Here is a 10,487-nt window from a genome sequence, read left to right as displayed (position 1 = left end):
GGTCACCGCCGGCATGGGGGCCGAAGCTCCGATGCCCACGCCGTAGTGCCCGGAGCGCCCGGCCAGCTGCTCCTGCAGGGACTGCACGATCACGACGCGGCCCATGGGCATGTCGGCCGAGTCGACGGTGGTGACGCGCTTGGCGATGTCGCTGTCGTCGCGAATGTGGCCGATCGGATCACCGGGGACGGCGGTGAGGGCAGCCGGGCCTCCGGCGAGCACCGCGCCGTTGCCGCCCACGTCGAGCCCGTCGGCCACCGAGGCGAGCGCGCCCGCCTGGGCTTCGGCGATCTCCCCTTCGTACGGCTTCTCCGGCGCGAGCACCACCGCGAGCGTGGCCCGCTTGTCGGGGTCGCCGTCGAGGGTGAGCAGCCCACCGGTCTCGAAGGCGCTCAGCACCTCGGTGGTGGCGGCGTTGGGGGTGCCGACCTGGGAGGAGTCGGTGGTGATCAGGGCGGCGGAGAGCAGCGTGGCGGCGCGGTCCCAGGCGTTGGCGGTCTCGGCGAAGACCATGTTGGCCGGTTTGAGCTGGTTGACCAGGCCGTCGAGCACGCCCGCGCCCTTGGGGTCGAGGAACTTCTCCGTCAGCGTGACGCGCCCGGAGATCTCCGCGCCCGCTTCGCCGAGCACCTGCTGCGCCGCCTCACGGATCGTGGTGCTGGAACCCGGCGTCTCGACGAGGAGCACGCTCTGCCCGGCCAGGTCGCCCGCCACGATGTCGGGCGTCATGGAGGTGATGAGCGCGTCGTTGCCGGCCTCGCGGCCCTGCAACGTGTCGATCTGCCCGCGCAGATCCTTGTTCGTCGTGGTGAGCGCGGACGTCATCTCCTGCGCCGACTTGACCGCGGGCTCCTGCAACAGCGTGGTGCCCAGCACGATGCCCACCGCCAGGGCCAGGAAGACGGCGACGATGGAGACGAGGTGGTAGCGAAAATCGATCACGAGAAGAGTCCGACCAGCCAGAAGATGAACGCGTTCCAGGCGTCTTGCAGGCCGTTCAGCCAGGTCTGGCCGATCGGCGAGAGGGAGAGCGCGACCCCCATGGTGATCAACGCGGTGATCACCAGCAGGAGGAGCTGCGGGGTGGTGATGCGACTGCGGTAGAGCCTGCTCACGCCTTTGGCGTCGATGAGCTTGCTGCCGATGATCAGGCGGGTGAGGAAGGTGCTGGCCATGCCGGGGCGCCCCTTGTCGAGGAACTCCTCCAGCGTGCCGTGCGTGCCGACCGCGACGATCAGCTCGGCGCCCTTGCCGTCGGCCAGGAGCATCGCGATGTCCTCGCTGGTGCCGGTGGCGGGGAAGATCACGGCTTCGCGGCCGAGCTGGTGGACGCGTTCGAGCCCGGGGGCCCGGCCGTCGTGGTAGGCGTGCACGACGAGCTCGGCGCCGCAGGTCAGGGCCTTGGTGGAGACCGAGTCGAAGTCGCCGACGATCACGTCGGGCTGGTAGCCGGCGTCCAGCAGCGCGTCGGCGCCGCCGTCGACCCCGACGAGCACCGGACGGTATTCGCGGATGTAGGGCCGCAGCGTGGCGATGTCTTCCTTGTAGTGGTAGCCGCGCACCACGATGAGGACGTGCCTGCCCTCCATGGAGGTGCGGATCTCCGGCACGCCGACGCCTTCGATGAGGAGCCTGCCCTCACCGCGTACGTATTCCATGGTGTTGACGGCGAACGCCTCGATCTGGACGGCCAGCCCCGCGCGCGCCTCGGCCATGGCGGCCTCGACCGTCTCGATGCTCTGCTCGTCACCCTTGCCGACGATGTCGTCCTCGAGGTGGACCACGCCGTCGCAGACCCGCACGACGTCGCCGTCCTTGATCCGCTCGAACAACTCCTGGTTGGCGTTGTCGATGAACGGCACGCCGGCTTCGAGCAGGATCTGCGGCCCCAGGTTGGGATATCGGCCGCTGATGCCGGCGGCGGTGTTGACCACGGCCGCAGCTCCGCACGCGACAAGAGCCTCCGCGCTGACCCGGTCTACGTCGACATGGTCGATGATCGCAATTTCCCCCGGCTGGAGGCGTTTGGTGAGCCTCTTGGTCCGCCGGTCGATTCTCGCCACTGCCGTAACACCGGGAAGGCTGTCGGCCTTCCAACCGCGGAGGCCCGGCATTCTGCTCCCCGGAACCTTCATCATGACCATCCTGCCAGAGAGAAACGGCGCAGGGGCCACGCATGACGCGGCGTGTCCACTATGTCACCCAGGATCACCTGTCCGCCGCGGCCAGTCCCAGCAGTTCCTCGGCGTGCGCCCGGCCCAGCTCGGAGTCCTCGAGACCGGCCAGCATCCGGGACAGCTCACGCACGCGTCCCTCGTGGTCGAGGGCCACGACGCCGCTGCGCACGACGCTGCCGTCGCTCGCCTTCTCGACCACGAGATGCTGGTCGGCGAAGGCCGCCACCTGCGGCAGGTGGGTGACCACAATCACCTGCGCGGTCCGGGCGAGCCGGGCGAGGCGGCGTCCGATCTCGACCGCGGCCTTGCCGCCGACGCCCGCGTCGACCTCGTCGAACACGAATGTCGGCACCGGGTCCGCACCGGCGAACACCACCTCGATCGCGAGCATCACCCGGCTCAGCTCGCCGCCGGAGGCTCCCTTGTTGAGCGGCAGCGGCGGGGCGGCCGGATGGGCGGCCATCCGCAGCTCCACCTCGTCGCGGCCCTCGGGGCCGAAGTCCTCGCTCTGGCCGAGCTGGACGACGACCTTGGCGTGCGGCATGGCCAGCGCCGTCAGCTCCTCGGTCACGGCCTGGCCGAACCGCTCAGCGGCCGCCTCGCGCACCTTGGTGAGCTCGGCCGCCAGCTCGGTGAGCCGGTCGGTCAGCTCGTCGTGCTCGCGGGTCAGCTCGTCGATGCGCTCGTCGTCGCCTTCGAGCTCGGACAGGCGGGCGGCGGCCTGCTGCGCCCAGGCCAGCACCCCGGCGCTGTCCTCGCCGTACTTGCGGATCAGGCCGGACAGCACCGACCGGCGTTCCTGCACCGCCGCCAGCCGCGCGGGGTCCGCCTCGATCGACTCCGCGTACGCCGCCAGATCGGTGGCCACGTCGGAGATCAGGTAGCCCGCCTCGGCCAGCCGGTCGGCGACCCCGGCGAGCGCGGCGTCGAAGTCGCGCACCGCCTCGACCGCCGACTTCGCCTCGCCGAGCAGCGAGATCACGTCGTGCGGGCCCCCCGTGGCCTCCATGGGGTCGCCGAGCAGCGCGGTGTGCGCCGTGGTCGCGGCGCTGCGCAGCGCGTCGGCGTGCGAGAGCCGCTCCTCCTCGCCGCGCAGCTCGGCGTCCTCGCCCGGCTTGGGTTCGACCTTCTCGATCTCCTCCAGGCCGAAGCGGAGCATGTCGGCCTCCTGCGCCCGCTCCCTGGCCCTCGTGGTCAGCTCCTCCAGCAGCGCGGTGACCTTCTTGTGCCGTTTGTACGTCTGCGTGTAGGCCCGCAGCGGCTTGACCAGCTCATCACCCGCGTAACGGTCGAGCGCCGCGCGCTGCCGGGTCGCCTGGAGCAACCGCTGCTGGTCCATCTGCCCGTGCACCGCGACCAGGTCGTCGGCGAGGTAGGTCAGGGTGCCGACGGGCACCGTGCGCCCGCCGAGCCAGGCTCTGGACCTGCCCTCCGCGGAGACGGCCCGCGAGATGATCAGCGTGCCGTCCTCGACCTCGCCACCGATGTCCTCCACCTGCTGGGCGACGTGGCCGCCCGGCTGGACGAGGAGGGTTCCCTCGACGGTCGCCCTGTCGGCGCCCGGCCGGATGCGCGAAGGATCGGCCCGGCCGCCGAACAGCAGGCCGAGCCCGGTGACGACCATCGTCTTGCCCGCGCCGGTCTCGCCGGTGACCACGTTGAAGCCCGGCGAGAGCTCGAGAACGGCCTCATCGATGACGCCGAGCCCCTGGATGCGGACCTCCTCGACCCTTGGTCGCACTGCCCACTCCCGTTCACTGCCCTGTCTGATGGTCACCCGGATCTCCTCCGGAAGCCGGCAGCGGCTGCCGGCGCTGGACCGCTGGACCGCTGGGGGACGGCCCACCATGCCCAGGTGCGTGTCCACGTGATCCTACGCGCTCCGCCCTCCATTCACTCAGGGTCGCACCCTTCCGCGCCAGCCCTGCACGGGCAGCTCGAACTTGGCCACCAGCCTGTCGGTGAAGGGCGCCCCGGTGCTCTCCACGCCGTGCAGACGCGCCAGGCGTACGGGCTCGGCGCCCCTGCGGACCTCCACCCGCGTGCCCGGCGGCAGCTCGAACCTGCGGCGCCCGTCGCACCACAGGACCCCGCACGGCGTGTCGGGCAGGATCTCCACGGCCAGCGTGGAGCGCGGCGAGATGACCAGCGGCTTGGCGAACAGCGCGTGGGCGCTGATGGGCACCATGAGCAGCGCCTCCACCTCCGGCCACACGACCGGGCCGCCGGCGGAGAAGGCGTAGGCGGTCGAGCCCGTCGGGGTGGCGCAGATCACGCCGTCGCACCCCCATCTGGACAGCGGCCGGCCGTCGATCTCGGCGACGACCTCGAGCAGGCGCTCCTGCTTCTCGACGGTGACCTCGTTGAGCGCCCAGGTGTCGGCCAGCACCTGCCCGTTCATCCTGGCGACGACGTCGACCGTCATGCGCTCCTCGACGTCGTAGCGCCCCGCCACGACACTGTCGACGGCCGTGGCCAGGTCGGCGACCTCCGCCTCCGCCAGGAAGCCGACGTGCCCGAGGTTGACCCCCAGCAGCGGCGTGCCGGCCGGCCTGGCGAGCTCGGCCGCGCGCAGCAACGTCCCGTCGCCGCCGAGCACGATCATGACCTCGGCTTCCTTGGCCGCGCCCGGGTCGCCGGGCACGGCCTCGACCCTGGCGCTGCCGATCTCGTCGGCCTCGCTGTCGAGCACCATGACGGTGATGCCGGCGTCGATCAGGCGGTCGACGACCAGGCGCGCGCTCTCGACCGCGGCGTCACGCCCGGTGTGTACGGCGACCAGCACGGTCCGGTTCATTGCGGCCCTTCCTGGACGGCCCGCTGGATCTCTGCGTCGAGGTCGGCGACCGGCGGCTCGCCTTCCCCTTTGCCCAGCCAGAGGAGATATTCCACGTTTCCCGACGGCCCGGGCAGCGGGCTCGCGGTCACGCCGCGTACGGTCAGCCCCAGGTCCTGAGCCTTGGCGGCGGCGTCGCGCACGGCACTGGCCCGCAACACGGGATCGCGCACCACGCCACCCGCCCCGACACGGTCCTTACCCACTTCGAACTGCGGTTTGACGAGCATCACGAGATCGGCTCGCGGCGCGGCCACCTCGGCCAGGGCGGGCAGCACGATCCGCAGCGAGATGAAGGACAGGTCGCCCACGATCAGCGTGGGCGGCTCGCCCACCATGCCGGGGGTGAGGTCGCGCACGTTGACGCGCTCCATCACCGTGACCCGCTCGTCGGTGCGCAAGGACCAGGCCAGCTGGCCGTACCCCACGTCGACGGCCACCACATGGGCGGCCCCGCGGCGCAGCAGCACGTCGGTGAACCCGCCGGTGGACGCGCCCGCGTCGAGACAGCGGCGGCCCTCGACCGTCAGGCGCTCGAACGCCTCCAGCGCGCCGAGCAGTTTGTGTGCTCCGCGCGAAACGTAGTCGGGCCCGTCGTCCGAGGCGGCCACGACGATGGCGGAGGCGGTGTCGACCTGGGTGGCCGGCTTGCCGGCCCGGCGTCCGCCGACGGTGACCCGGCCGGCCTCGATGAGCTGGGTGGCCTGCTCGCGCGACCTGGCCAGCCCGCGGCGCACCAGCTCGCTGTCGAGGCGGATCCTGCGGCTCACCGCTGCCGGTCCGCGGGCCGCTCACCGGCACCCTGCCCAGCCGCAACGTGCCCAGCGGCAGCTTGCCCACCGGTAAGAGCCTGCCCGCCCGGGACCTGCCCGTCCGGGTCGTCCACGGCCGCCAGCACGCTCTCCAGCCCGGCGAACGCCTCGTCGAAGATCGCCACGTGCTCGCCCACCGGCTGCTCGCCCAGACGGCCGAGCCCGGCCACGATGGCGTCGACCCGCTCGTCGCCGGTCCCCTCCGGCAGCTCACTCATGTCTCGACGTTAACGCCTCCTGCGAGCGCCCGGGACCTTGGCGGGCCCGTCAGTCGTTGAGGGTCGTACGGGGTGCTACTGATGTGGAACGCTACCGTCCGCGAAGGAAGAAAGGATGCGCATCATGGCAAGCGTCGAGGAGTGCCGGGCGGCACTGGCCAGGCTCGTCGACCAGTTCGACGAGATCGACGAGGCCGACCGTGCCAAGCACGTCGTCGAGCGCACGGTCAGCTGCCGGATCTCGGACCTCGACGTGACCTTCCACGGCCGCCTGACGCACGGGGGGCTCGACCCGTTCGCCGAGACCCCTCCGGCCGACGGCAAGCCGGCCGACGTCAAGCTCACGATCGTCAGCGACGACCTGATCGCACTGGTCGACGGGGAGCTCGACCTGGCGCGCGCGCTGCTCGGGGGGCGGGTGAAGGTCGACGCCAGCTTCGGCGACCTGCTGCGGCTGCGCAAGCTGATCTGAGGGGCTGCTGACGCGCACCATCGCTCATTTAATTAATGGCTCCGTTAATCATTAGGCGTTAGAGTGAAGTAATGCATGCGATCATCGAGGCCGAGGGTCTGCGCCGCACCTTCGGGGACCACCACGCCGTCGACGGGCTGGACCTGGCGGTGGCTCCCGGCGAGATCTTCGGGCTGCTCGGTCCCAACGGCGCGGGCAAGACCACCACGATCAAGATGCTGTCCACGCTGCTCCCGCCGAGCGCGGGCGCGGCGCGGGTGTGCGGGTTCGACGTGGTGACGGAGGCTGGAGCCGTACGCCGCCGCATCGGCTACGTGATGCAGCAGGTCTCCCCCATGGGTCACTATCTGCTGACCGGCAGGGAGAAGGCCGAGATCGAGGCGTCCCTCTACCATGTGCCGCGGCGGCGGGTGAAGGCCAGGGCCCGCGAGGTCCTGGAGCTGGTCGGGCTGTCGGCCAGCGCCGACCGCCCCGTGGCGGGTTATTCGGGCGGCATGCAGAAACGCCTCAACCTGGCCTGCGGGCTGCTGCACCAGCCCGAGCTGCTGATCCTCGACGAGCCGACGCTCGGCCTCGACGTGCAGTCGCGCCACCACCTGTGGCAGCACATCCGCTCGCTCTGCGACGAGGGCATGAGCGTGCTGCTGGCCACCAACTACATGGACGAGGCCGACCGGCTCTGCGACCGGCTGGTGATCATCGACCACGGGCGGCAGGTGGCCGGCGGCGCTCCCGCCGAGCTCAAGGCGGCGACCGGAGCGGCCTCTCTCGACGAGGTCTTCCTCCGGCACACCGGGCACGCGCTGCGGGAGGAGGCCGCATGATGTGGTCACAGGAGGTGCTGGCGCTGTCCAGGCGTTGGCTGCTCATGGCGCTGCGCGAACGGCTCAGCCTGCTGTTCGGCGTGCTGCAGCCGGCCGTGTGGCTGGTCTTCTTCGCGGGCGCCCTCGGCGGCGCGGTCGATCCCCGGGTGGTGGGCACGGGCGACTACATCGCGTTCGCCGTGCCGGGCATCATCGCGTTCACCGTGGTGGGCAACGGGGTGACGGCGGCGACGCCGCTGCTGTTCGACAAGGAGACGGGCTATCTGGACAAGCTGCTCAGCATGCCGATCAGGCGCAGCTCGCTGATCATCTCGCGGTTCCTGTTCCAGACCGGCATGAACACGGCTCAGACGCTGGTCATCCTGCTGGTGGCGCTCGTCCTCGGCGTACGGCCGGAGTCCGGTCTCCTGGGAGTGCTGGTGATCCTGCTGGCGACGGCCCTGCTGACGCTGGCGCTCACCGCCGCGGCGATGGCCCTGGCCTGCGCGGTGCCCTCCCACGGCACGTTCTTCGCGGTCACGGGGTTCGCCACGCTGCCGCTGCTGTTCATGAGCAACGCGTTCGTGCCGCTGTCCGCCATGCCGGCGTGGATGGAGGCCGTGGCCAGGGTCAACCCGCTCACCTACGCCATCGAGGCCATCCGGCTGCTCGTGCTGCGCGGCTGGAGCGGCGGCGTGCCGCTGTCGCTCGCGGCGCTGGTCGTGGCCTGCGCTCTGCTCCTCACCGTGGGTGCCTGGCAGTTCGCCCGCCAGACCGCTGAACGGATCGCATGAGCTTCTTTCGCCCGCCAGACCGCTGAACAGCTCGCATGAGCTTCTGACGGCTGCCCCTATCCGACCCGATCCAGTACGGGCTTGACGGCGCCCTCCTCGATCCGCCCGTCGCCGGCCGCGGACCAGGCAGCGTCGCAGGCGGCACGGAGCCCGTCGATCCGGTCTCCGTCACCGTCGAGGCACAACACGCCGTCGCGCCACCGCGCCCGCCACCCGCCGCAGGAACCGTCGCGCACGTCGGGATAGGACCGCAGCAGCGCCCCCAGGTCCTCCCCGACGTACGTGGGCCGGTGCCGGGGCGCCGCCGTCAGCACCTCGACCGGCGTGGCCACGCCCGTCAGCACCAGCAGGCTCTCCACCCCGGCGTTGGAGGCGCCCTCGATGTCGGTGTCGAGCCGGTCGCCCACCACCAGGGGCCGCCGGGCTTCCGTACGCAGCATCGACTCCCGGTGCAGAGGCGGGTCCGGCTTGCCCGCGTACACCGGCTCCACCCCCGTGGCGGCGGCGATCACCCGGACCATCGACCCGTTGCCCGGCAGTTCCCCGCGGCGCGTGGGCATCGTGCTGTCGCGGTTGGAGGCCACGAAGAGCGCCCCCTGCCGCACGGCGAGCGTCCCCTCCGCCAGCAGCTCGTACGACAGACCTGGCGCGATCCCCTGCACCACGGCGGCGGGCGATTCGGCGGCGGCGGACACAGGCCTCAGCCCCTGGTCGCGTACGGCCAGCCGCAGCCCCGACCCGCCGACCACCAGCACGTTCGAACCCGGCGGAACCCGCTCCGCGACCAGCCGGGCCGCCGCCTGGGCCGACGTGACCACGTCGGAGGCCGCGGCGGGCGCGCCGAGCTCACGCAGGTGCGCGGCGATGGCCGCCGGCGTCCGGGAGGCGTTGTTGGTCACGTACGCCAGCCGCACTCCCCTCAGCCGGGCCGCCTCCAGCGCCGCCGGGGCGCCCGGAACCGCGTGGCCCCCCAGGTAGACCACGCCGTCGAGGTCGAGCAGCAGGGTGTCATAGCCGTCGATCAGCACAGCGCCTCTTCCCGATTGACTCTCACGCCGCGTGCGACTTTAGCGCCGCCCTCGCACACACCTGCGGAAGGGATGCGCCTTGTCCGCGAACCTGAACCTCACCCCCAAGGAACGCACCGAACTGTTCGCCGATTTCCGTCCGGAGGAGCACGTGGGGGAGGCCGAGCGGCGCTGAGACTGCACCCAGGGACGGAACGACGCGCCGCCTCACGCTTCAGGATGGAACGACGCGCCGCCTCGCGTTCCAAGGAGGACCGGGGACACCGCACGGCCGAGGCCGCAGGCATCTACGCGCGCATGGCCGACCGCATGCGAACGGGCGCGCCGGCGGACGGCGAGCAGGCAATGGCCTGGCGGAGAATCAACGCGGAGGAGGCAGAACGGCGCTGGGGCCGGCGGCCTACCTTCGGAGGGTCATCGCTACCAACGTCATCCGCCCGTCATCCGCCACGGCCGCGTGACCCGTGACCGGGGACGGCTCTGGGAACACCCGGTGTCCGGCGCCCGCCCCTGAGCCGTCCGCTCGTCCGGGACCGCCTCACCTCAGAACGCTCATCCGTCGCGGCCCGAAGATCAGTCCTGTCGTTACGTCTCCCGGCGCGCGCGCAGGGTCGCCCGGACACTCTTCAACGCGGAAACGTAATGCCCTTCGTCCGGCCGCATGGCGACCGCGATGGCCAGCGGTTCCTGTGCGCCCTCCACGTCCCCGGTCCGCCACAAGGACAATCCGAGACCGAAATAGGCGTAATCCTCGGCCGGGTTGGCGTCCACGATCTGACGGAAACTGACCGCTGCCTCAGCGTATTGGCGGCTATTGAACTGCGCCCTGGCCAGCGCCTCCAGAATGCTGCGTGATTCCGGCTCGGCCGCGGCGGCTCTCTCCAGCAAGGCCGCCGCTGCCGCCGGGCTGCCGTCCTTCAACAATCGCACCCCACGCTGATACCAGTCGTAAACACCGCCCTCAGGAGTTCCCCAGCTCCCGTCATGAACGTTGTCACCCTGACCCATACGTGAGGACTCCTTCATCGCTGAATGGGGATCCCCGTCCCGCCCTGCTGCGGAACCGAACCGGCCGCAACCCCGGGGCGACTTCCGGACGGCGTAGAAGTTTATGGGAGCATGCCCGGTATGGGGACTCCTGAACTGCCGGTGCCTGATGGACTGGTGCTACGGCCCTTCCGTGGCGTGCGTTTCTCTGTCGACGATCCCGCCAAGGTGACCTCTCCGCCGTACGACCTGATCTCCGACGCCGACGTCGTGGACCTGCTCAACTCCCACCCCGACAACGTCGTACGGCTCATCCTTCCCTGCTCGTCCCCGGGTGACCCGTCCACCACCACCATCCCC

The 10,487-nt window shown here is 71.1% G+C and carries 12 protein-coding genes; 4 read left to right on the top strand and 8 right to left on the bottom strand.

The features are described 5' to 3' along the window. The 6 genes from E1295_RS44830 to E1295_RS44805 all read right to left on the bottom strand — a co-directional run. On the bottom strand, positions 1 to 942 hold a 942-nt coding region (locus E1295_RS44830), incomplete at its 3' end, for a copper transporter (RefSeq protein WP_132640957.1). Beyond that, complete coding sequence (gene steA / locus E1295_RS44825) at positions 939 to 2,135, bottom strand: putative cytokinetic ring protein SteA (RefSeq protein ID WP_132640963.1); 1,197 nt, start codon at positions 2,133 to 2,135, stop codon at positions 939 to 941. The genes E1295_RS44830 and steA, both read right to left, overlap by 4 nt. A 73-nt stretch (positions 2,136 to 2,208) precedes the next feature. Beyond that, complete coding sequence (recN, locus tag E1295_RS44820; protein ID WP_132640961.1) at positions 2,209 to 3,918, bottom strand: DNA repair protein RecN; 1,710 nt, start codon at positions 3,916 to 3,918, stop codon at positions 2,209 to 2,211. 156 nt (positions 3,919 to 4,074) lie between these two features. Then, complete coding sequence (locus E1295_RS44815; protein ID WP_132640955.1) at positions 4,075 to 4,974, bottom strand: NAD kinase; 900 nt, start codon at positions 4,972 to 4,974, stop codon at positions 4,075 to 4,077. Next, positions 4,971 to 5,783 carry a TlyA family RNA methyltransferase gene (locus E1295_RS44810; RefSeq protein ID WP_132640953.1) on the bottom strand — a complete coding sequence of 271 codons (813 nt, stop codon included), beginning with the start codon at positions 5,781 to 5,783 and terminating at the stop codon, positions 4,971 to 4,973. Before E1295_RS44810 ends, E1295_RS44815 begins: the two co-directional genes overlap by 4 nt. Next, entirely contained in the window at positions 5,780 to 6,043 is a 264-nt protein-coding gene (locus E1295_RS44805; RefSeq protein WP_132640951.1) for a hypothetical protein, read from the bottom strand. Before E1295_RS44805 ends, E1295_RS44810 begins: the two co-directional genes overlap by 4 nt. A gap of 124 nt (positions 6,044 to 6,167) precedes the next feature. On the opposite strand from E1295_RS44805, the gene E1295_RS44800 reads away from it, so the two are divergent. The 3 genes from E1295_RS44800 to E1295_RS44790 all read left to right on the top strand — a co-directional run bounded on the left by E1295_RS44800 (position 6,168) and on the right by E1295_RS44790 (position 8,112). Beyond that, a complete protein-coding gene (locus E1295_RS44800) occupies positions 6,168 to 6,515 on the top strand; it encodes an SCP2 sterol-binding domain-containing protein (protein WP_132640959.1) in 348 nt (115 codons plus the stop codon). A gap of 71 nt (positions 6,516 to 6,586) precedes the next feature. Next, positions 6,587 to 7,339 (top strand): ABC transporter ATP-binding protein, encoded by a 753-nt coding sequence (locus E1295_RS44795; protein ID WP_132640949.1) that lies wholly within the window; start codon positions 6,587 to 6,589, stop codon positions 7,337 to 7,339. After that, positions 7,336 to 8,112, top strand: a complete 777-nt coding sequence (locus tag E1295_RS44790) for an ABC transporter permease (RefSeq protein WP_132640947.1) — start codon at positions 7,336 to 7,338, stop codon at positions 8,110 to 8,112. Before E1295_RS44795 ends, E1295_RS44790 begins: the two co-directional genes overlap by 4 nt. Before the next feature lie 56 nt (positions 8,113 to 8,168). On the opposite strand, the gene E1295_RS44785 is transcribed toward E1295_RS44790, so the two are convergent. Continuing rightward, a complete protein-coding gene (locus E1295_RS44785) occupies positions 8,169 to 9,140 on the bottom strand; it encodes an HAD-IIA family hydrolase (RefSeq protein ID WP_132640945.1) in 972 nt (323 codons plus the stop codon). A gap of 585 nt (positions 9,141 to 9,725) precedes the next feature. Beyond that, positions 9,726 to 10,148 (bottom strand): tetratricopeptide repeat protein, encoded by a 423-nt coding sequence (locus tag E1295_RS44780; protein ID WP_132640943.1) that lies wholly within the window; start codon positions 10,146 to 10,148, stop codon positions 9,726 to 9,728. A 24-nt stretch (positions 10,149 to 10,172) separates the two neighbouring features. On the opposite strand from E1295_RS44780, the gene E1295_RS44775 reads away from it, so the two are divergent. Then, positions 10,173 to 10,487 (top strand): DUF1015 family protein (locus E1295_RS44775; protein WP_342775972.1); only part of this gene is annotated, 315 nt, incomplete at its 3' end.

The sequence above is a fragment of the Nonomuraea mesophila genome (assembly GCF_004352805.1).
Classification (GTDB): domain Bacteria; phylum Actinomycetota; class Actinomycetes; order Streptosporangiales; family Streptosporangiaceae; genus Nonomuraea; species Nonomuraea longispora.
This window is presented reverse-complemented; position numbering and strand designations above follow the sequence as displayed.

Coding starts and splice junctions, on each gene's coding strand:
- steA (WP_132640963.1), bottom strand. CDS start 2,135: ATGAAGGTTCCGGGGAGCAGAATGCCGGGCCTCCGCGGTTGGAAGGCC.
- E1295_RS44815 (WP_132640955.1), bottom strand. CDS start 4,974: ATGAACCGGACCGTGCTGGTCGCCGTACACACCGGGCGTGACGCCGCG.
- E1295_RS44805 (WP_132640951.1), bottom strand. CDS start 6,043: ATGAGTGAGCTGCCGGAGGGGACCGGCGACGAGCGGGTCGACGCCATC.
- E1295_RS44800 (WP_132640959.1), top strand. CDS start 6,168: ATGGCAAGCGTCGAGGAGTGCCGGGCGGCACTGGCCAGGCTCGTCGAC.
- E1295_RS44795 (WP_132640949.1), top strand. CDS start 6,587: ATGCATGCGATCATCGAGGCCGAGGGTCTGCGCCGCACCTTCGGGGAC.
- E1295_RS44790 (WP_132640947.1), top strand. CDS start 7,336: ATGATGTGGTCACAGGAGGTGCTGGCGCTGTCCAGGCGTTGGCTGCTC.
- E1295_RS44780 (WP_132640943.1), bottom strand. CDS start 10,148: ATGGGTCAGGGTGACAACGTTCATGACGGGAGCTGGGGAACTCCTGAG.